The 20,601-nt window shown below is 64.2% G+C and carries 21 protein-coding genes; 6 read left to right on the forward strand and 15 right to left on the reverse strand.

All coding sequences use genetic code 11. The annotated features are described in order from the left end of the window. Positions 1-29: 29 nt before the first annotated feature. The 5 genes from PHA8399_RS14195 to guaA form a co-directional block, all read right to left on the reverse strand. Positions 30-944, reverse strand: a complete 915-nt coding sequence (locus tag PHA8399_RS14195; RefSeq protein ID WP_058286780.1) for a DMT family transporter — start codon at positions 942-944, stop codon at positions 30-32. Between the two features lie 119 nt (positions 945-1,063). Beyond that, entirely contained in the window at positions 1,064-2,188 is a 1,125-nt protein-coding gene (locus PHA8399_RS14200) for an OmpP1/FadL family transporter (protein ID WP_058286781.1), read from the reverse strand. A gap of 103 nt (positions 2,189-2,291) precedes the next feature. Continuing rightward, positions 2,292-3,176, reverse strand: a complete 885-nt coding sequence (locus PHA8399_RS14205) for a DMT family transporter (RefSeq protein WP_058286782.1) — start codon at positions 3,174-3,176, stop codon at positions 2,292-2,294. 143 nt (positions 3,177-3,319) lie between these two features. Then, entirely contained in the window at positions 3,320-4,837 is a 1,518-nt protein-coding gene (locus PHA8399_RS22715; RefSeq protein ID WP_244270227.1) for a hypothetical protein, read from the reverse strand. A 104-nt stretch (positions 4,838-4,941) separates the two neighbouring features. Then, positions 4,942-6,504, reverse strand: coding sequence for a glutamine-hydrolyzing GMP synthase (gene guaA, locus PHA8399_RS14215; protein WP_058286783.1), 1,563 nt, complete (start codon positions 6,502-6,504; stop codon positions 4,942-4,944). 243 nt (positions 6,505-6,747) lie between these two features. On the opposite strand from guaA, the gene PHA8399_RS14220 reads away from it, so the two are divergent. Beyond that, positions 6,748-8,295: a trimethylamine methyltransferase family protein gene (locus PHA8399_RS14220; RefSeq protein ID WP_058286784.1), complete on the forward strand. Its 1,548-nt coding sequence runs from the start codon at positions 6,748-6,750 to the stop codon at positions 8,293-8,295. A gap of 14 nt (positions 8,296-8,309) precedes the next feature. On the opposite strand, the gene PHA8399_RS14225 is transcribed toward PHA8399_RS14220, so the two are convergent. Then, positions 8,310-8,669 carry a DUF6477 family protein gene (locus PHA8399_RS14225; protein ID WP_058286785.1) on the reverse strand — a complete coding sequence of 120 codons (360 nt, stop codon included), beginning with the start codon at positions 8,667-8,669 and terminating at the stop codon, positions 8,310-8,312. 270 nt (positions 8,670-8,939) lie between these two features. Here PHA8399_RS14225 and PHA8399_RS14230 point away from each other — a divergent pair, with 270 nt between their 5' ends. Then, complete coding sequence (locus PHA8399_RS14230; protein ID WP_500683701.1) at positions 8,940-9,977, forward strand: DUF6456 domain-containing protein; 1,038 nt, start codon at positions 8,940-8,942, stop codon at positions 9,975-9,977. Positions 9,978-10,021: 44 nt separating this feature from the next. Here PHA8399_RS14230 and PHA8399_RS14235 read toward each other — a convergent pair whose 3' ends face one another. From PHA8399_RS14235 to PHA8399_RS14245, 3 genes are all read right to left on the reverse strand, one after another. Then, complete coding sequence (locus PHA8399_RS14235; protein WP_058286786.1) at positions 10,022-10,483, reverse strand: cupin domain-containing protein; 462 nt, start codon at positions 10,481-10,483, stop codon at positions 10,022-10,024. Between the two features lie 160 nt (positions 10,484-10,643). Beyond that, positions 10,644-11,192 carry a peroxiredoxin gene (locus tag PHA8399_RS14240; RefSeq protein ID WP_058286787.1) on the reverse strand — a complete coding sequence of 183 codons (549 nt, stop codon included), beginning with the start codon at positions 11,190-11,192 and terminating at the stop codon, positions 10,644-10,646. Positions 11,193-11,388: 196 nt separating this feature from the next. Continuing rightward, a complete protein-coding gene (locus tag PHA8399_RS14245; protein WP_058286788.1) occupies positions 11,389-12,303 on the reverse strand; it encodes a hypothetical protein in 915 nt (304 codons plus the stop codon). A 222-nt stretch (positions 12,304-12,525) separates the two neighbouring features. Here PHA8399_RS14245 and lipA point away from each other — a divergent pair, with 222 nt between their 5' ends. Next, positions 12,526-13,476: a lipoyl synthase gene (lipA, locus tag PHA8399_RS14250; protein ID WP_058286789.1), complete on the forward strand. Its 951-nt coding sequence runs from the start codon at positions 12,526-12,528 to the stop codon at positions 13,474-13,476. Continuing rightward, the gene (locus PHA8399_RS14255) at positions 13,473-14,615 is read left to right on the forward strand and encodes an amidohydrolase (protein WP_058286790.1); all 1,143 of its coding nucleotides are present in this window, start codon (positions 13,473-13,475) and stop codon (positions 14,613-14,615) included. Before lipA ends, PHA8399_RS14255 begins: the two co-directional genes overlap by 4 nt. A gap of 3 nt (positions 14,616-14,618) precedes the next feature. On the opposite strand, the gene PHA8399_RS14260 is transcribed toward PHA8399_RS14255, so the two are convergent. Continuing rightward, the gene (locus PHA8399_RS14260) at positions 14,619-14,996 is read right to left on the reverse strand and encodes a hypothetical protein (RefSeq protein ID WP_058286791.1); all 378 of its coding nucleotides are present in this window, start codon (positions 14,994-14,996) and stop codon (positions 14,619-14,621) included. Positions 14,997-15,240: 244 nt separating this feature from the next. Continuing rightward, complete coding sequence (gene hpt / locus PHA8399_RS14265) at positions 15,241-15,786, reverse strand: hypoxanthine phosphoribosyltransferase (RefSeq protein ID WP_058286792.1); 546 nt, start codon at positions 15,784-15,786, stop codon at positions 15,241-15,243. Between the two features lie 74 nt (positions 15,787-15,860). Here hpt and PHA8399_RS14270 point away from each other — a divergent pair, with 74 nt between their 5' ends. Beyond that, positions 15,861-16,307, forward strand: a complete 447-nt coding sequence (locus PHA8399_RS14270) for a type II toxin-antitoxin system RatA family toxin (protein ID WP_058286793.1) — start codon at positions 15,861-15,863, stop codon at positions 16,305-16,307. A 94-nt stretch (positions 16,308-16,401) separates the two neighbouring features. Next, positions 16,402-17,043 carry a thiopurine S-methyltransferase gene (tmpT, locus tag PHA8399_RS14275; protein WP_058286794.1) on the forward strand — a complete coding sequence of 214 codons (642 nt, stop codon included), beginning with the start codon at positions 16,402-16,404 and terminating at the stop codon, positions 17,041-17,043. 102 nt (positions 17,044-17,145) lie between these two features. Here tmpT and PHA8399_RS14280 read toward each other — a convergent pair whose 3' ends face one another. The 4 genes from PHA8399_RS14280 to PHA8399_RS14295 all read right to left on the reverse strand — a co-directional run bounded on the left by PHA8399_RS14280 (position 17,146) and on the right by PHA8399_RS14295 (position 20,600). Further along, on the reverse strand, positions 17,146-18,327 hold the full coding sequence (locus tag PHA8399_RS14280) for an ammonium transporter (protein ID WP_058286795.1): 1,182 nt from the start codon (positions 18,325-18,327) through the stop codon (positions 17,146-17,148). 139 nt (positions 18,328-18,466) lie between these two features. Continuing rightward, positions 18,467-18,958 (reverse strand): CinA family protein, encoded by a 492-nt coding sequence (locus tag PHA8399_RS14285; protein ID WP_058286796.1) that lies wholly within the window; start codon positions 18,956-18,958, stop codon positions 18,467-18,469. Between the two features lie 2 nt (positions 18,959-18,960). After that, positions 18,961-19,467, reverse strand: a complete 507-nt coding sequence (locus PHA8399_RS14290) for a phosphatidylglycerophosphatase A family protein (protein WP_058286797.1) — start codon at positions 19,465-19,467, stop codon at positions 18,961-18,963. After that, positions 19,464-20,600, reverse strand: a complete 1,137-nt coding sequence (locus PHA8399_RS14295) for a bifunctional 2-C-methyl-D-erythritol 4-phosphate cytidylyltransferase/2-C-methyl-D-erythritol 2,4-cyclodiphosphate synthase (protein ID WP_058286798.1) — start codon at positions 20,598-20,600, stop codon at positions 19,464-19,466. The genes PHA8399_RS14290 and PHA8399_RS14295 overlap by 4 nt, the downstream gene beginning before the upstream one ends. Position 20,601: the final 1 nt, after the last annotated feature.

Below are 20,601 nucleotides of genomic sequence, written 5' to 3' on the forward strand. Positions count from 1 at the left end.
GGCCTTGCTAATCCTCTGCGCGGGCTGGGTCAATTCCGTGCGCGCTTGCGCCGCAACCGGGGCATGCCGTTCAGGATCAGCAGCCCCGCCGCCAGCAGGGCAAAACCGGCATAGGCCTGCGGTTTCAGCGCTTCACCCAGCACCGCAGCGCCCAGCACGATGGCGACCGGCGGGATGATCAGCGTGACCAGCATCAGGTTGCCGCTGCCCGCCAGCCCCAGCACCCGGTAATAGAGCAGATAGGCCCCGGAAGTGGCGATCAGCGAGAAATAGGCGATGGACATCCAGGTGTCCGTTTCCAGCGCCAGCGCCGGAGGCCCGTCAATCAGCAGCGCAGCCGGTGCCAGGCACAGGGTTGACCCCGTGAGCATTCCCGCCGCCGCCACCTGCGGCGGCAGGCCGGACAGATGCAGCCGTGCCCAGGCACTGGCAAACGCATAGGACACCGTGCCCGCCAGAACCGCCAGCTGCGCCGTGCTGCGGATGTCAAAGGCGGCAAATTGCTCCAGCCCGATGGCCGTGGCCACGCCCAGGAAGCCAAGGGTGACCCCCAGCGCCTTGCGCGCCGTCAGCCGCTCATCGGCAAAGACCAGGGCCGCCACGATCACCCCGAACACGGCCGTCGCCGCATTCAAAATCGAGGTGAGGCCGGTTTCGATATGCAGCTGCCCCCACGCCATCAGCCCGAAGGGAATCACGTTATTGAGCAGCCCCATCACCAGGAACGCCGCCCAGACCCGCGGCGCCTTTGGCACCGGCAGCCGCATCAGCAGCACAACGGCCCACAGCAGCAGCGCCGCCCAACCGCAGCGGTGCAGCACCAGGGTGGCAACGGGGATTTCATCGAGGGCGATGCGGATCGACAGGAACGATCCGCCCCAGACCGCGCCGAGCAGGATCAGCTCGGCCCAGGCGCGGGGGGATATGGTCTTTTGCGGGCTCATGCACCTCAGCTAGCGCGCGGGCGGACGCCAAGCGACCCGTTTCTTGCGGCAAAAGAAAACCCCGCCCTGAAAGGGCGGGGTGTAAGCTGTCTCTGTTCAGGCGGAAGCCTGCCAGCGGATCAGAAGTTGTAGCCGACCTTCAGGCCAAAGCTGACAGCATCGTTGTCCTGAAAGTTGGTGACCGGGTTGCCGCTGGGAGAAGCGACCGCGTCGCCCAGCTGGGTATAGCGGATGCCGGCAGAAATGGTCATGTTGTCCTGCTTATAGCGCACGCCAAGCCGGATCGCCTCATACCCGTGGGTCGGCGCCAGCGGCGACACCAGATCGTCGCCGTCCACATCCGCATAGATAAACGCCAGCGACCCGGACCAGTTCTCGTTGAAGCTGCGGCCGATCCCCAGCGTGTAGGTAAAGGAATCGTCCAGGTCGATCAGGTCGACAGAGCGGCCGGCCAGGGTGCTCAGGCCCGGTACCACCAAATCCGTCACGCTGTGTTCAGCCCAGCGCACACCGCCAAACAGCAGCGTGTCCTTGGCGATGCCGGTCTGGAAGTCCAGGTTCACCGACTGCGGCGTCTTGGTCTGGGTCGAGGTGCTGGCGGTGGCCCCGGTTGCGAAGGTTTCGTTCAGATTGAAATCATGCTCGATTTCAGAGCTGTAGGTCAGCGCCGCGCGCAGGGCGATCTCGGGGATCTCATAGGCAACGCCAGCCACCCAGCCAAAAGCGCCTTCCTTGTTCACCTTCACGTTGTAGACGCCGCCGATCGAGGTGTAAGCGCCGCCCTGCAGATTGATTTCGCCATCAATCTCCTGATAGCGGATACCGCCATGAACGCTGAAACGCTCATTGAACTTGTAGCGCAAGAGGGCGGTGATCGCATTGGAGTCCGCCTGCGCGGTGGTCCCGCCCAGCAGCAAAGAGCCGGTGGTCGGGTAGTTCACGTCCACACCCCAGGGCTGATCGAAGATCAGGGCGAAGGACAGCTGTTCGTTAAGGTCCCGCTTGTAGCCCGCGCCGAACATGTTGAAGCGTTCGCCGACATCGCCGGTGGCAGAGCCGAGCGGGTTCAGGGTTGTCCGGTCATTGCCCGACAGGTCCACGGATGTGGTCGCGAAGGAGAATTCGGCGTAGTTGCCTTCTTCAAAGATAATCCCGATCGGCTGGCCGGTGCGGTCAAGGCCGCTGGCCATGGCAGGCCCGGACACCAGCGCCAGAGCGGCGGTTGTTGCAAGATAGCGTTTCATTGTTCCTCCCTTGGTAGCGGCCTGTGCGGACCGCTTTACGCGAAGGTAATAGGGCAGAAATCCGCAGATCAACCGTAACCAAGCGGCAACTAGCGTGAAACCTTCAGTTGCGGGCGGACCTGACGGGATTTCCGGCAACAATGTTGAGGTAATTCGCGATGCAGATGATGGCCGCGCCGCTCAGCACCCAGGCATCCAGCGCCTCGCCGTAAATCACCATGCCCAGGATCGCGATGGCGGGCAGCCGGGCGAAATCGATGGGCACCACGACGCTGGCGGGGGCCAGCGACAGGGCGGTGGTCAGGCAGAAATGCGCGGTGAGCCCGGCAATGCCGATCAGCACCAGCCAGGGCAGGGTGGAGGAATCCGGCAGCGCCATGTCGCCGTCCCATCCGGCTGCCAGCAGACCCATCACAAGTTGCATCGCCGTCAGCCACAACAGGATCGAGGCGGTCGTCTCGTGCCGGGTCAGCCGTTTGGTCAGGATCGCGGTCAGCGCAAAGAAGATCGCGCAGCCGGCCGCCGCGGCGAGGCCCAGGTTCACGGTGTCCGGACTGGGGCGGGCAACAATCAGGATGCCGGCAAAGCCCAGGCCCGCCGCCAGCATCCGCCGCCGGGTCAGGGTCTCGCCCAGCAACAGCGGCGACAGGATGATGACCCAGAGCGGTGAGGTGAACTCCAGCGCGAACACCTGCGCCAGCGGCACCAGCGTCACCGCCAGGAACCACAGGTTCTGGCCGGTGAAATGGACCGTGTTGCGCAGGAGATGCACGCCCAGCCGATCCCGCCGCACCTGTTGCCAGCGCCCGGTGGCCGTCAGCACCGCGGCCACGATCAGCAGCCCGACCATGCTGCGGTAGGTCATGATCTCGAAGGTGTCCAGCGTCAGCCCGGCCTCGCGGCCCGCGATGGCCATGGCGGAGAAGGAGACGATGGCGCCAATCATCCACAGGGCGGCCAGTCCCGCGCGCGCCTCACCCTCTGCCATTGCGGTTCCTCCCCCGTTGCTGCTGGCGGGAACAGACAAGGATACCGGCCGGGGGTCAAGGACAAGAAAGGCCCGGCTGCTGCAGGCGCGCAGCCGGGCCGGGCATCAGGTTCAGAAGTGCCGGGCTGGCGAAGCCCCGGAGATCAAGCCGCTGCGCTGCGCTGCGCAGCGCCGTCCAGGGTGCGGCCCGCGCTGAGATAGGCGTTTGCCTGAGCTACCGGGTCAAAGTTCAGCCGGCCCAGCAGCGTCCGGATTTCGGCGGTCAGCGCCTCCGTCACCTCGGACTGATTGCGGGTGGCGTTCTTTTTCTCCGGCAGCACCGGTGCGCCGTGGTGGCCCAGGGCCTCCAGAAGCCTGGCGGCACCGTCCGGCTTGGTGGCCTCCTCCAGCCGCGCCTCGACAAAGTTGATCCTGCCGCCGTACTTGATCAGATAGTAGGCGTAGCGGGCTTCCATCTCCAGCGCGTACCAGATGGCCCAGCCAATCTGCCCCATCTGCCGGAACACGGACGGGTTCACGATCACGTTGCGGTAGCTCATGTCCAGGTACCACTGCCAGGGGATGGTGATATTCTGGAAATCGTTGCGGCCGACGTAGCTGGCGCACTGCTTGGCCAGGTCGCGGCGCAGGATGATGACAGTTGTGCGGCTGCAGATGCTGCTGTCGGCGAGGGCCTCGATCAGCCCGCATTTGCCCAGGATATGATTGGATTCCGCATAAGGCGCCTGCAGCGAAGCAAGCTTGTTGCGCCAGAAGTCCCGCGTCACCCCGTCCATGCCCAGGGTGTTGAACCTGCGCATGTGACTGAATTCCGGCATGGCCGTGCCGAAATCCTCGACCCCCAGGGGTTCGTGCACAGAACGGATCTGCAGGTTGTCACCTAGGAATTGCGCAAGCCAAGCTGTTCCGGTCCGCCCGGCGGACAGGGTGAAGATAAAGTCGTTTTTGCCGGCCTGCTCCGGCTTGGCCATTGCCGGCACAGTGCTAGGGCGTTTGTAACCGAACTTGCGGATTTCAGTTGCGCATTGCTCTGCCACGATATCTGCCGCCCCGGGGTGCCGGGTATTCAGAGTGTCCGGATCGGCGCCGCTGCGCGGACGGAAGGCGCCCTTGGCGCGCAGGCCGGAGAACCGCTCCCACAGCCCGTCAATGCCCAGTGCCGCTATATCTTCCTCAAGATGTTCGTAGCGCAGATAAACATTCAGCGCATCCGGCCCTTCCAGCGGGGTGATGCGGCTGTTCTCTGTCAGCATGGTTTTGAAATTGCGCACGAATTTTCCGAACGGAATGCCGGCAGCGTCCGCCTTTTCCCAGTAGTAGCGGGAAATGATGGCATCATAAGGATCCCGCCATATGGTGACCTTGGTATAGCTGTCCCAGATCTCCTGCGGGATGATGGCTTTAGCCTGGGCCGCCGGGATGTGGTTATAGAAGGTCTCAGCGGTCTCAGTGCCGTCCGGCCAGACCTGCCGCCGATGGTTCTGCTGGCCGCGATAGCCCAAATCTGCACGGGTTGTCTCATCGTTCGGAGAAATCGGGGTTATGACACTGGTTTCGTCGCAGAAGCTGGACAGGGCGATTTCAATAGACGTGCCGCCGACCTTCTTGGTCTTGATGAAGATAAGTTTCAGCGGGTGGCAAATGATCGTTGGGTTCTCCAAACCAGTGGTGTTTGGGGAACTATTCCATTAACAGCTGACGGATTGGTTAACCGGAGCTGGCAAAAAGAAACCCCGGCCGCTGGGCCGGGGTCTCGAAGACTGGATCATTCCCACTCGATGGTGCCCGGAGGCTTCGAGGTGATGTCATAGGTGCAGCGGTTGATGCCCTTCACCTCGTTGATGATCCGGGTGGCGGTTTCGCCCAGGAACTCGTGGGTGAACGGGTAGTAATCCGCGGTCATGCCGTCCACCGAGGTCACCGCGCGCAGCGCGCAGGCATAGTCGTAGGTGCGGCCGTCGCCCATCACGCCGACGGTGCGCACCGGCAGGATCGCGACAAACGCCTGCCAGATCTCGTCATAGAGGCCGTGCTTGCGGATCTGGTCGATATAGACCGCATCCGCCTCACGCAGGATGTCCAGCTTTTCGCGGGTGATCTCGCCCGGGCAGCGGATCGCCAGGCCCGGTCCCGGGAAGGGGTGGCGGCCGATGAAGCTCGCGGGCAGGCCCAGCTCATGGCCCAGGGCGCGCACCTCGTCCTTGAACAGCTCGCGCAGCGGTTCCACCAGCTTGAGGCCCATTTTCTCCGGCAGGCCGCCCACGTTGTGGTGCGACTTGATGGTGACAGACGGCCCGCCCGAGAAGGAGACTGATTCAATCACATCCGGATAAAGCGTGCCCTGCGCCAGAAACTCGGCGCCCTCGATGGTGTCGGCGTGTTTCTGGAACACGTCGATAAACAGCTTGCCGATGATCTTGCGCTTGGTTTCCGGGTCCGACTGGCCGTCCAGCTCGCCCAGGAACAGCTCGCTTTCGTCGGCGTGGATCAGCTGGATGTTGTAGTTGTCGCGGAACATCTTCACGACTTCTTGCGCCTCGTTCTTGCGCAGAAGGCCATGGTCGACAAAGACGCAGGTCAGCTGGTCGCCGATCGCCTCGTGGATCAGCACCGCCGCCACCGAGGAATCGACGCCGCCGGACAGGCCGCAGATCACCTTCTTGTCGCCGACCTGCTCGCGGATCTGGCGGATCGCTTCGTCCTTGTAGGCGCCCATGGTCCAGTCGCCGGTGAAGCCGGCAATTTTGACGAAGTTCTCATACAGCGTCTTGCCGTTCGGGGTGTGGTGCACCTCGGGGTGGAACTGCACCGCAAAGAAATTGCGCTCCAGATCGGCGGTGATCGCAAAGGGCGCGTTGGGCGAGGTGCCATAGACCTCAAAGCCCGGCGCGATTTTGGAGACATGGTCGCCGTGGCTCATCCAGACCTGCTCGCGCTCCTCCAGGAACCAGCCGTTCAGCAGCGGGATGCGCTCCTGGCTCGGGGTCACGTAGGCGCGGCCGAATTCGGCGGTGCCGTGGCCGCTGACCACCTGGCCGCCGAGCTGGTGCATCATCACCTGCTGGCCATAGCAGATGCCCAGGATCGGCACGCCATAGTCGAAAATCTCCTGCGGCACACGCGGCGACCCCTCGCGGGTCACGCTGTCCGGTCCGCCCGAGAAGATCACCGCCTTGGGCGCCAGCTCGCGCACAAAGTCCATGGTGACATTCTGATAGGGGTGGATTTCGCAATAGACGTTCAGCTCGCGCAGGCGGCGCGCAATCAGCTGCGTGACCTGGCTGCCAAAGTCGATGATGAGAAGGCGGTCATGGGATGTCTCTGTCATGCACGCGCCATAGGGCAGGAACGCATTTTCCGCAAGGGGGTTTGGTGCTTGGCCCGCGTTCGGCCCGGTTTTTCAAGGCGGTGCGCCCTGTAACCCGCGCAAGTTTTGCCAAACTCCGCTGCCGCGGTGGAAAATGCCCCGCCAATGTCGCTTTTCAACTTGAATGGCCGCAATCCTGCGGCGCGGGGCGGCGCGGTGGCTATAATACCCTTCGCAATGAAATGCCTGTGGTGAGGATAAACCATGACAGAAGCAGCCCCGCGCCGTCGTGCCCGCGGTTCCGGCGGCGGCGCCGCCCGCCGCGCCGAACGCACCAGTGTCAAGATCGAGACCGCAAAGTACATCGAGCGCAATATCCCGAACTTCGAAGTCCTGAACGACGAAGCGCTGGAGATCATCGAGTACAACGCGGAAACCATCCTGGAAGAGGTCGGCGTCAACTTCGTTGACAACCCGGCGGCGCTGGAGCGCTGGCGCGCGGCGGGCGCGGATGTGCAGGGCGAGCGTGTGCGCATTCCCCGCGGCCTGGCCCGCAAGCTGTGCGAAACCGCGCCTGCGGAGTTCACCCAGCATGCCCGCAACCCCGAGAAATCGGTGGTCATCGGCGGCCGCAACATGGTGCTGGCGCCGGTCTACGGCCCGCCGTTCGTGCGCGACGCCAATGGCGGCCGCCGCTATGCGACCATGGACGACTTCAACAAGTTCGTGAAGCTGGCCTATATGTCCAAGTGGCTGCACCACTCCGGCGGCACCGTGTGCGAGCCCACCGACATCCCGGTGAACAAGCGCCACCTGGACATGCTGATGGCGCATATGACCCTCAGCGACAAGCCGTTCATGGGCTCTGTCACCGAACCCAGCCGCGCCCAGGACTCCGTCGACATGGCCGGCATCCTGTTCGGCAAGGACTTCGTGCAGAACAACACCGTGATGACCTCGCTGACCAACATCAACTCGCCGATGACCTTCGACGACGTGATGATGGGCTCGCTGGAAGTCTACGCGCAGAACATGCAGGCCTGCATCATCTCGCCGTTCATCGTCGGCGGCGCCATGGCGCCGGTGTCGGTTGCGGGCACCCTGACCCAGGTGCTGGCCGAGGTTCTGGCCGGCATCGCCTACAGCCAGCTGTGCCGGGCCGGTGCGCCTGCGATCTTCGGCGCCTTCGTGTCCTCGATCGACATGAACTCCGGCGCGCCGACCTTCGGCACCCCCGAGGCGTCGCTGGTCACCTACGGCGCAGGCCAGCTGGCCCGCCGCCTGGGCGTGCCGTTCCGCTCGGCCGGCTCCTTCTGCGGCTCCAAGCTGCCGGATGCGCAGGCGGCTTATGAAACCGCCAACTCGCTCAACATGGGCCTGCTGTCCGGCGTCAACTTCATGCTGCACTCCTGCGGCTGGCTCGAAGGCGGCCTTGTTGCGGACTTCGAGAAGTTCGTGATGGACGCCGACCAGCTGGGCACCCTGCACGGCCTCGCCAAAGGCATCTCGGTGGACGAGAACGGCCAGGCGATGGAAGCCATCCGCGAAGTCGGCCCCGGCGGCCACTACCTCGGCTGCGCCCACACCCAGGCCAACTTCAAGTCGGCGTTCTGGAAGTCCGACCTGCTGGATTACAAGCCGTTCGAGCAGTGGGAAGAGGAAGGCAGCCGCGACACCTATGCGCTGGCCACCAGCCGGGTCGAAAAGCTGCTGGCCACTTACGAGCAGCCGGCCATGGATCCCGCCATCAAGCAGGCGCTGGAAGAATACGTCGCCGAGAAAAAGGCCTCGATGCCCGACGCGTTCATGTAAACGCCAGAAAAAAATCAGGGGCAGGGGGCCGTACCCTCTGCCGCACTGGAACGGCGGTCCGCAGGGGCCGCCGTTTTTGCATCCCCCGGACGTCCCGCCGCGCGCAAGCAGGCCGCTTCACCCGCCAGCGCGATCAGCACATCCACATGGCGGATCAGGGAATAGCCCGCTTCGCCCGCCGTGCGCGCGGCATTCAGGGCGCTTTCCATATCCAGAAGCCGCATTACCGCGGCGGCGGGTTTCGGCAGTGTCCCATAGCCCAGGATCCGCCGTAAATCGCGCTGGCGGCAATAATTTGCGGCGCCCAGACGGGCCGCCCTGGACAGAATCCGCGGACGGCGAAGCAGCGATACCCGGGTGACTACATCCTGCATTGTCCTCTCCTTTTTCATTCTCTGTACCGGACCTGCTATAACACAACCTATCGTGGTGTTGCGGAGAGGGCGCTACCGGCGAACGGTCCGTTTTGTGATGATTATTCATTTTCTGGAAACAATAGCGCCTGATCTGAATTTCTTTTCAAAACCAGTCGGGTGACCGTGGAGGAGCCTTCGGGCGCGGTGAGCGCGGCCGGCGGGCGGGCCCGACTGACGACCGGGGGTCTGAAAATGCAAAACCTACCGCACGCACCCTTGCCTGGCTGGGTGCCGCTTGAGACATGCCGTTATCTTCAGCACACGGAGGCGGGCCGCCCGATCCGGCAGCTGGCCCGCAAAGCCGGGTGCCACCCGTCCACCATCCTGCGCCAGGTGCGGCGGGTGGAAACCTTGCGGGACGACCCGCTGATAGACGAGGTGCTGACCTATCTTGCCGGCCGCTATCAGGCCGACGGCGCCGCCAAGGCGGGCGCGGCTGCGGACAAGCCCGCGACGCGCGGCCTCACTGCCGGGTTCGAGCGCGAGGCCGCCAGCGTGCTGACCCTGCTCAGCCGCGGCGGCGCGGTTCTGGCTGCTGCGGAAGGGATGGAAATGGCGGTGGTCGTGCGGGAAGGCCAGGACAGCGACGGCCAGAAGGTGGCCGTGTCCCGCCCGCTGGCCGGGGCGCTGGCGCTGACCGGGTGGATCACCTGCTCCCGGCGGGGGCGGATCAGCCGTTATGCGATAACGCCTGCCGGCCGCACCGCCCTGAAACGGATCATCGCCGATCAGGAAAACCGGGCCAGGGCGCGGCTGGAGGGCGGCTTTGCCGAGGCGCAGGCGCCGTTTCTGGCCCCGGAAGGCAGCGGAATGCCGGGCTCTGTCCGCAAACCGCGCTATGGCACCTCGGAAACCCCGCTGGAGATGCTGGCGCGGCTGTCGGACAAGGACGGCAAGCCGTTCCTGTCCTCCGCCATGGTCCGCGCGGGCAAGCGGCTGCGCGAGGATTTCGAGCTGGCCCAGATCAGCAGCCATCTGATGCAGGAGACGCTTTATTTCACGCCGGGCAGCCGCGCCCTGCGCAGCAACAGCCACGAGGCGGGCGCCGCCGCGCAGCAGCGGATGACGGAGGCGCTGCAGAAACTGGGGGCGGGCCTCGGCGACATTGCCCTGCGCTGCTGCTGCCATCTGGAAGGTCTGGAAACCGCCGAGCGCAGCCTGGGCTGGCCTGCCCGCTCCGGCAAGGTGGTGCTGCGCATCGCGCTGCAGCATCTGGCGGATTACTACGGCGAAAGCAGCGCCCGCGAGGCAGAGCTGATCGGTTAGGGCCGCGCTGGCAGGCCGGGCAGGTCAACCGCGGCGTCAGCGTCCTACAGGTAAACGACGCCGAACCGTTCCTCAATCAGCCCGGGATCCCGCGCGCCGGACATGTTCTGCCGCGAGGTTTCAGCCATGAATTCCTCGGCCCAGTCGCCGGGGAAGATATAGCTGATGAGCTTCGCTTGCGACTGGCCGGTATTCCTCATGAAATGCGGCACGCCGCGCGGGCAGTGGACGCTGCCGCCCGGGCCGAGCGTATGGGTCTCGCCGCCGATCCTGGCTTCAAGCTGCCCCTCGATGACGTGAAACGTCTGGTCTTCCCATTTGTGGAAATGCTCCGGGATGACCGCACCCGGCGCAACCACGCCGTTGGTGATCACGTATTCCGACCCCGTGGCTTCTTTGCCGACCACGATCCCGGTGAATTCATCCTCGGCCATCATGTAGTTGCGGCTACTATCCCAGCTGGCAACAACAGTCTCCTTGACGGTTCCGGTTTGCTTGCGCGTCATCTTCTGCTCCTCTGCGGCGACGGGGGCCTGTGTCCTGCACATGGCTGCCGGACAGTGAACGCGATGCGGCTGCAGGTCAAAAATTTACCAATGCCGGCAGCACCAAAAACAAAAGGCCCGGCGCATCGGCCGGGCCTGGTGTTCAGCTTGAAGAGACGGCTCAGGCCGCGACTTCTGCCTTGGCTTCTTTCAGGTGCTTCAGCACGGTCTCCGGGGAGGAGACGCCATAGGGGTCTTCGCCGTGGTTGTCGGACAGGCCCGGCTCTTCGAACCATGCCTCGACCACGCCATCGTTGATGATGGCGGCATAACGCCAGGAGCGGTTGCCGAAGCCCAGGTTGTCCTTGGCGACCAGCATGCCCATCTTGCGGGTGAATTCGCCGGAGCCGTCCGGGATCACTTCCACGTTCTGCAGTTCCTGAGCGCGCGCCCAGGCGTTCATCACAAAGCTGTCGTTCACCGACATGCAATAGATCGCGTCGATGCCTTCGGCCTGGAAGTCGGCAAAGCCTTTCTCAAAGCCCGGCAGCTGGTAGGTGGAGCAGGTCGGGGTGAAGGCGCCGGGCAGTGAGAACAGCACAACGCGCTTGCCCGCAAAATAGTCGGCGGTGGTCTTGTCTTCCCAGCGGAACGGGTTCGGGCCCTCGATCGACTCGTCACGGACACGGGTGCGGAAGGTCACGTCGGGCAGCTTAACGCCAGCTTTCATCTCTGAATCTCCTGAAGGTTCATGCTCGTTCGGCGCGCAGACTTAAAACGATTCTAAGCCGGTATCAACACGTCCATGACTCCAGGATGCAGCTTGTGGTTCTGCGCCGCGGCAAGCAGCGCAGATGCGCCCTTCAAGGCGCGGATCGCGGCATGTTCCTGCCGCCGATCCTCGCTTTCAGCCGCCGGCCGCGGCGCTAGGCCGCAGCCTTCTTGATCGTCACCGTGGTGCCGCGCAGCTTCCGCTCAGCCGCGGCAGTAAGGTCATTGAATTTCTTCAGCGTCGCCAGCAGTTTTTTCTTGTCCTTGGAGTCGTTGATCGCGCCGGGGAACTTCTTTTTCACGGCTTGATACTGGTCGTTGATCTTCTTCAGATCCTTGAACTTGGCCGCCGCCGACTTCAGATCCGGCGCCGCCGCCTTGAGATCCTGGCCCGCCTTGTCGATCGCCGCCACGCAATGGGCGTTGATCGCCTTCACCAGCGCCCCGACCTGGTTGGTGTATTTCTTCAGATTGCGGTCCACCAGCAGCTGCGGCAGCTCGGTCATATCCTTTTTCTTATCGTGGCTGTCCGGCGACTCCTTCATGATCTTGGCCACGTTCTTCTGGAAGTTCGCCGCATAAAGCTTCTGCATCGCGTTCAGCTTGCCCTCGTATTCCGAGGCCTTCTTGACCTCGGCCATCTCCTTGGCCAGCGCGCCCTGCAGCGCCTCGATGTCCTTCTTCGAGGCAGAGGTCTTGGAACGCTTCTTCAAATCCTTTTCGATATCGCCGGCCAGTTTGTTTATCTTGGCCAGATGCGCCTTGGCCTCCGTGCAGAAGCCCTTCATCGCGTCGACTTCGCCCTGATGGAGGTCCACCGACTTGTTCCAGGTGGCCATGCCGTCCTTGAAATGCTTGTTCTTCTGGAAATCTGCCATCTTGCCGGAGGTCACCCCGTCAGCCCGCGCCTTGGCCAGGCTCTCGCGGAAATAATCCTCGCCCTCCCAGGCATTGCCCAGCGAAATCCCGATCCGCTTCTTGATTTTGTCACCTTCGGCGGTGGTGAATTTCTTGGTGCCCGCAGCCAGCTTCTTGTGCTCCGCCTTGAACTTTTCCAGCTCCTTGGCCATCACGCCCTCCCATACTGATTACCTGTGCCGATTACCTGAGCAATTGCCCTGCACAGCTGGACTATGTGCGGCGATGCGGCGCTTTGGCAAAGGAAAACGGCGCCAGTATCCGGGGGCTCAGCCATGATCAGGCGGCAAGGCAGGGTTGACGATATCCCCGTGCCAAGCCAAGTCAGCTATGATACACCCGCAAGAAAGCCAGAGGCCGGAAGGGAAACCCACGTGAGAGACCTTAAGATCCCGGAGCAGCGCCACCCCGAGAAGGCGCATCGTCCCGACAACGCTCAGCCCAAGAAGCCAAGCTGGATCCGGGTCAAGGCGCCGGGCGGCAAAGGCTATGCCGAAACGCATAAGATCATGCGCGACAACCAGCTGACCACCGTGTGCGAGGAAGCAGGCTGTCCCAACGTCGGCGAATGCTGGAGCCAGGGCCACGCCACCATGATGATCATGGGCGAGATCTGCACCCGCGGCTGCACCTTCTGCAACATCGCCACCGGCCGCCCCGACGCGCTGGATGCGTTTGAACCGGGCCGGGTGGCCCACGCGGTCCAGAAGCTGGGCCTGAACCACGTGGTGATCACCTCGGTGGACCGCGACGATCTGGAGGACGGCGGTGCCGAGCATTTTGCCCAGACCATCCGCGCCGTGCGCCACCGCAGCCCCAGCACCACCATCGAAATCCTGACCCCCGATTTCATCAAATGCGATGACAAGGCGCTGGAGATTGTGGTGGAGGCCAAGCCTGACGTCTTCAACCACAACCTGGAAACCGTTCCGGGCCTCTATCCCGAGGTCCGCCCGGGCGCGCGCTATTTCCATTCCCTGCGCCTGCTGCAGCGGGTGAAGGAGCTGGATCCCTCGATCTTCACCAAATCCGGCATCATGGTCGGCCTGGGCGAGGACGCGCAGGCGGTGAAACAGGTGATGGATGACATGCGCGCCGCCAACATCGATTTCCTGACCATCGGACAGTACCTGCAGCCGACGCCCAAGCACCACGCAGTCGACCGGTTCGTGACGCCGGAGGAATTCAAGACCTACGAGAAAGCCGCCTATGGCAAGGGCTTCCTGATGGTCTCGGCCACCCCGCTGACCCGGTCCTCCTACCACGCGGGCGACGATTTTGCCCGCCTGCGCGAGGCGCGCAACAAGAAGCTGGGTCTGGCATGACACCTGAGCGTCTGGCGCGGCTGACCCGGCTGCGCCACGCTCTGCACCAAATCCCCGAAGTGTCCGGCGCCGAGGAAAAGACCGCCGCCATGGTGGCGGGCTATCTGCGCCAGCAAAACCCCGATCAGCTGCTGACCGGCCTGGGCGGCCACGGCGTTGCCGCGGTTTATGAGGGCAGGGAGGATGGCCCTACGGTCGTCATCCGCTGTGAACTCGACGGGCTGCCGATTGAGGAGCTTTCGGACCAGCCTTACCGCTCCGCCCACCCAGGCCGCGGTCATCTGTGCGGCCATGACGGCCATATGGCAATGGTGGCGGCGCTGGCAGAAGACTTCTCCGCCCGCCGTCCCGCGACAGGCCGGGTGGTGCTGCTGTTCCAGCCCGCCGAGGAGACCGGCAAGGGCGCTGCGGCGGTGATCGCCGATCCCGCCTTCCCTCAGATCGCGCCGGATTATGCGTTCTCATTGCACAATCTGCCGGGTCTGGCGGTGGGGCAGGTGGACTTGTGTTCCGGCCCCGCCAACTGCGCCTCCCGCGGAATGCGGATCAAGCTGACCGGCAAGACCTCTCACGCTGCCGCGCCGCAGGACGGGGTGTCGCCCGCCGGGGCCATCGCCCGGTTGCTTCCGGGGCTTGCGGCTTTGGGCAGCGGCGGCGGTCTGGGGCCGGAATTTGCCCTTGTCACGCCGACCCATGCCCGGCTGGGCGAAGCCACGTTCGGAATCGCACCGGGGGAGGCGGAGGTCTGGGCCACCCTGCGCACCGTCACGGACACCCGAATGGACCAGCTGATCACTGCGGCCACAAAGCTGGCGGAGCAGGTCTGCGCGGCGGAAGGGCTGGAATTGGCGGTGGAATTCGACGACGTGTTCGCCGCCTGCAGCAACCACCCGGAGGCGGTTGAGGTGCTGCGCACAGCGGCCGCCGCGGCTGGCTGTCCGGTGCAGATGCAGGAGCTGCCCCAGCGCTGGTCCGAGGATTTCGGGCAGTTCGCCAAGGGCGCCAAAACGGCGATGTTCTGGCTGGGCTCAGGGGAGGCGCAGCCGCAGCTGCACAACCCCGATTACGATTTCCCGGACGCGGCAATCCCGGCCGGGGCCGGGATTTTTTTGCACGCGATCCGGGGTTTGCTTGGCTGACCTTTACTGGGTCAGCGCATTGACGACAGCCACCGCGCCGACAATCGCCAGCGTGTCCTTGACGACCTCAAAGATCTTGTTGTCCTGGCGCACGTAGCGGTGCCCGTCGCGCGGCGGCTCCAGCCCCCAGCGGCCGTAGTCGTCCACGTAGACCCAGTCATCCCCGCGGATGCGGCCTTCATAGCGGTCATGATTATGGTCGTGGCTGTGCTTGGAGTGGCTGTGCTTGGAGTGGTGGCGTTTCTTCACCTGGCCCGGGGCGTAATGGGCGGCGCTGTTATTGTGGCCCGGCGCCCATTTCGGCGGCCCGGCGTGGGCGGCTGCGGGGGCAAGGGCGAGGCTGGTGGCCGCGGCGGCGGCCGTCATCAAAAACTTGTGCATTGGCGGATCTCCCGTGATCTCTGCGCTTGCAGACCAGATGGGCAAAGCGGGCGGAAAAGGCAAATCGGCTGCGCCGGAATGTGCCGTCGGCAGAGCAAAACCGGCGGAGCGGCGCCGGTTCCTGGGTCCGTGCAGGTTCCTGATTTCTGTGGCATTTCTGCAAGGAAGCTGCGGCAGGCCGCATGAGCGGTGCACGGGCGGTGCACAGGGGGTGCACGCATGTCACCCCCGGTCATCGGCTGGCTCAGCCCTCGCCGGTGAAGCGCACCTTGCCGATATGCGGCAGGTTCCGGTTGCGCTGCGCATAGTCGATGCCATAGCCGACGACGAACTCGTCCGGGATCTCGAAACCCACCCAGTCAGAGCGAAAATCCACCTCGCGCCGCGACGGCTTGTCCAGCAGCGCAATCGACTTCAGCCGCGCCGGATTGCGGCTTTGCAGCAGGTGGGTGACGTGGTTCAGCGTGTGGCCGGTGTCGACGATATCTTCGACAACCAGCACGTCGCGCCCTTCAATCGCGCCGCGCAAGTCCTTGAGAATACGCACTTCCCGGCTGCTTTCCATCGCATCGCCATAAGAGGACGCTTCCAGGAAATCGACCTCGATCGGCAGGTCCAGTTCCCGCACCAGATCGGCGATGAACACAAAACTGCCGCGCAAGAGGCCGACGACGACCAGCTTGTCGGTATCGCCGAACTCCTTCTGAATCTCTTCGCAAAGTTCCTCGATCCGCGCGGCAATTGCCTTGGCCGAGATCATCACATCAATGACATATGGACGCTGTGACATGGCTGCCCCCTTGAATTTCCCGCGCGTACATAGGACATGACGCGTCACAATTGTAGCAGAAAATCAGCGGACAGATGCCCACACACTCGGAAACCCGCCAGATGCCCTATTCGGCGCAGCAGATGTACGATCTCGTGGCTGATGTCGCGCAATACCCCCAGTTCCTGCCCTGGTGCGCTGCCGCCCGCATCCGCAGCCGCGCGCCGCTGGGCGAGGCGGAGGTGATGGAGGCGGATCTGGTGATCTCCTTCAAGGTCTTCCGCGAACGCTTTGGCAGCCGGGTGACTTTATATCCCGGCGAGAAAAAGATCGACACGGAGTATCTGGACGGCCCGTTCCGCTACATGAAATCGAACTGGTCCTTTGCACCGCGCGAGGACGGCACCTGCGACGTGTCCTTCTTTGTCGATTTCGAATTCAAGAACGCGGTTCTGCAAGGCATCATCGGGGTGGTCTTCAACGAGGCGATGCAGCGCATCGTGCGCGCCTTCGAGCGCCGCGCGGCGGAGCTGTACCGCTAGGGGGCCGAGGGACAGAAACCTGTTGACCTCATGCGGGCTTCAAGCGGTATCCCCGGGTGAAACCATCAAACCCCACGGAAGGAACACCCCTGAAATGGAGCAGGAATTCTGGCAAGCGCGCTGGCGGGAGAACCGGACAGGCTTTCATGAGGCAGCCCCCAATTCCTTGCTGACGAGGCATTTCCCGGCGCTTGGCCTGACGGCGGGACAGTCCGTCTTTGTGCCGCTCTGCGGCAAGGCGCTGGATCTGGACTGGCTTTGCGCGCAGGGGCTGCGCGTGACCGGTGTGGAGTTCAATGAAGGCGCGGTGGAAGAGGTGTTTGCCCGCCAAGGGCTGACGCCGGAAATCACCCGCGCGCAGGGTCTTATCCGCTATCAGGCCGGGGATCTGACGCTTTTTGCCGGTGATTTCTTTGCCGTGGCCGCGGCGCATCTTGGTGCGGTCGATGCGGTCTATGACCGGGCCGCGCTGGTGGCGGTGATGCCTGAGGAGCGCGCGAAGTATGCCGCGCATCTGAACCGGATCACCGGCACGGCGAAACAGCTGCTGATCGCCTTCAGCTATGACCAGTCGCTGATGGACGGGCCGCCGTTTTCGGTGCCGGGCCAGGCGGTCGAGGCGCTTTACCGGGACACCCACAGGGTCACGCTGGCGCAGGAGCGTGCAGCGGACGGCCGGATCGGCAAACTCTGCAATGCGCAGGAGCAGGCCTGGCTGCTGACGCCCTTGTCCTGAAACCGGCTTGCCCGGAAACGGAAAACGGGTCCCCGAAGGGACCCGCCCGGTGCGAAAAATTGCACCTTCTGCCGTGAGTGGCGGCATCCGCCATGGCCGGGGTCAGCTGTTCATGTCGTATGCGCGCTCACCGTGTACGGACAGATCGAGGCCGTTGGTCTCGCTTTCAAGATCCACGCGCAGGGATGTGATCGCGGCGGAGACTTTCACCAGCACGATGGTCACGACCACGGTGAAGATCCCGACGATCACCAGCGCGCCCAGTTGCGCAGCCCAGGCACCGGCGCCGAAGACGGCGATCATGATGGTGCCGAAGATGCCGCCGACGCCGTGCACGGCAAAGACGTCCAGCGTGTCGTCGATCTGCATCCTGTTGCGGATCAGGTTGACCATCTCCTGGCACAGCACGCCGGCAACCGCCCCGATGATCAGCGCCTCCACCGGGCCGACAAAGCCGGAGGCCGGAGTGATCGAGGCGAGGCCTGCAATGGTGCCGGTCACCATGCCGACCAGGGAGGCCTTGCCGTATTTGATCTTTTCCCACAGCGCCCAGCTGAGCGAGGCCGTAGCGGCAGAGAGATGGGTCACGGTCAGCGCCATCGCCGCACCGCCGTCGGCGGCCAGCTGCGAGCCGCCGTTGAAGCCGAACCAGCCGACCCACAGCATTGCGGCGCCGATCATCACATAGCCGGGGTTGTGCGGCGGGATGGTGCGGTTTTTGCGCGGGCCCAGAAAGAAGGCGATGATCAGTGCGGCCAGACCTGCGGTCTCATGCACCACGATGCCGCCGGCAAAGTCCCTGACGCCGGTGTCGCCGAAGATGCCGCCATCGGCCAGAAAGCCGCCGCCCCAGATCCAATGCACCACCGGAGCGTAGCACAGAAGCATCCAAAGGCCGGAGAACACGAGCACAAAGCCGAAGCCCACACGCTCCACATAGGCGCCGACGATCAGCGCGGGCGTGATGATGGCGAATGTCATCTGGAAGGCAAAAAACAGAACCTCGGGCAGGGTGCCCGACAGGCTGTCGGCGGTGACGCCGTTCAGGAACATCTTGTCCAGCCCGCCCCAGAGGCCGCTGGTGCCGCTTCCGAAGGCAATGGTGTAGCCGAAGGCCAGCCACAGAACGCTCATCAAACAGGCAATGGCATAGCAGTGCATGAAGACGCTGAGCACATTGCGGGCACGCACAAGGCCGCCGTAAAACAGGGCCAGCCCTGGCAGTGTCATGAAGAGGACCAGGGCCGTGGCCACAATGATCCATGCGGTATCCGCTCCGTTCATCCGATTGTTCCTTCCCCTCAAAAACCGGTGGGATCAGGAGAAAGCGGAAAGCCCGCGCAGAAAAAAGCGGCAGGGGTGCGCAGCGCGCACAAAAACGGGGCTTTTTTGCAAGTGCTGAAAAATTGAGCGCCGCAGCGGGTCAGCTGCCCGTTTCGCGTTCGATTTGGGAAATGGCCTGCGCCAGCAGCTCCAGCGCGCGGTCGCGGGCCGCGGTGCGGACTTTGTCCCGCCCGATGGCGCCGAATTCCACCGTCTCGGTGATAGTCTTTTGGCGGTCGCGCGCGAGGCCGAAGCAGACGCGGCCCTCCGGTTTGAACTCGGAGCCCCCGGGGCCTGCGATGCCGGTGACGGAGACGGCAATCGTTACGCCTGCGTTCCGCACGGCACCTTCGGCCATCTCTGCGGCGACCTCTTCGCTCACCGCGCCCACCGCATCCAGGGTTTCTGCCCTGACACCCAGCATCTGCATCTTGGCGGCGTTTGAGTAGGTGACAAACCCCCGGTCCACCACCGCGGAGGATCCGGGGATATCCGTCAGCGCCGCGGCAATCATGCCGCCGGTGCAGCTTTCGGCGGTGGCGATGGTGATGCCAGCGGCAGTGGCGCGGCGGATGAGCTCGGCGGTGTCCATGCTTACATCCCTAGAACACCGTGGGACAGGAAGGCCAGCGCAACAACGCCGATGGCGGCAAGGATGCCTGCGATCACGTCATCCATCATCACGCCGGTGGCGCCTTTTTGGCGGTCGGCCCAGCCGACCGGGCCGGGCTTCCAGACGTCGAACAGGCGGAACAGCACAAAGGCGGCAATCCAGCCCGGCCACAGGGCGGTGATCTCGATATCATGCGCCCAGGCCGGATAAGAGACAGCCCAGAGCGCGGTGAACTGGCCTGCGACCTCGTCCAGAACAAATTCCGAGGGGTCCATGTTCTCGCGGTTGCGGGTCATCGCCTCCGCCGCCCAGACGCCGACGATCATGCAGACCACAGTCGCCAGCGCCAGAAGGAGAAACCCGCCCATCTGATGCAGTGCGTAGGCCATGGGAAGCGCGGCGAGGGAGCCCCAGGTGCCGGGGGCCGGGCGCAGGTAACCGATGCCGCCGACGGTGCCGATCAGGAAAGCCAGACGCGATGTCTTCATGTCTTCACCAGAGCTGCAGTGGCGATGGCGGCGATGCCTTCGCCGCGGCCGGTAAAGCCGAGGCGTTCGGAGGTCGTGGCCTTGATCGAAACACGGTCCGCGCTGATCCCGAGGATTTCTGCCATGACGGCGCGCATCTTGGCCGCATGCGGGCCGACCTTGGGGTATTCGCAGACCAGGGTGCAGTCGACGTTGGAGAGGGTGAAGCCCATCTCGCGGGCCAGATTGGCGGCGTGGCGCAGGAAGATTTCGCTGGCGGCGCCCTTCCACTGCGGGTCAGAGGGCGGGAAGTGCTGGCCGATGTCGCCCTGCGCCAGCGCGCCATAGATGGCGTCGGTGACGGCGTGCATGCCCACATCGGCGTCGGAGTGGCCTTGCAGGGTCTTTTCGTGCGGGATTTCGACACCGCAGAGGATCACGCTGTCACCGGGGCCGAACCGGTGCACGTCGTAGCCATTGCCAAGCCTGATATCCATGTCTGCTCCCAGTATGCGCTCCGCCCGGGCGAAGTCCTCGGGGCGGGTGATTTTGATGTTGTCGGGCTCGCCCGGAATGATGCGGACGTCAAGGCCTGCGGCGCGGGCGACCTCCACGTCATCCGCCGCGCCGCCCGGGTGGGCCAGGTGTGCGGCAAGGATCTCCTGATAGCGGAAGCCCTGCGGCGTTTGGGCTCCAAACAGGCCGCTGCGGTCCTGGGTGCCGGTCACGCTGCCCCCGGCACCGGTCCAAAGCGCATCGGTCACGGCCAGCGCCGGGGCCGCTGCAGGCCCATCGTCCAACGCGCTGATGATACTGCGGATCAGAGCGGAGCTGACACAGGGACGGGCGGCGTCGTGGATCAGCACCTTGTCCACCCCTTGTGCGTCCAAAGCCTTCAGCCCGTTCAGGACCGAGGCCGCGCGCTCGGCTCCGCCTTTGGCGAGGATCAGTGCGGGCTGGCCGGAGAAGGCCTCCCAAGCCTGTTGGTCGTCTGCCGAGAGAACCAGTACGGTAAAGTCCACGCCCGCCTTTTCAAAGGCGTCCAGCGTCCAGTCGATCACCCGGCGGCCCTTCAGCGGGCGCCATTGCTTGGGGGTGCCGCCGCCTGCGCGGGTGCCGCGTCCGGCGGCGACGATCAGGGCGGCTGTGGTCATG

This window comes from Leisingera aquaemixtae, assembly GCF_001458395.1.
Lineage (GTDB): Bacteria > Pseudomonadota > Alphaproteobacteria > Rhodobacterales > Rhodobacteraceae > Leisingera > Leisingera aquaemixtae.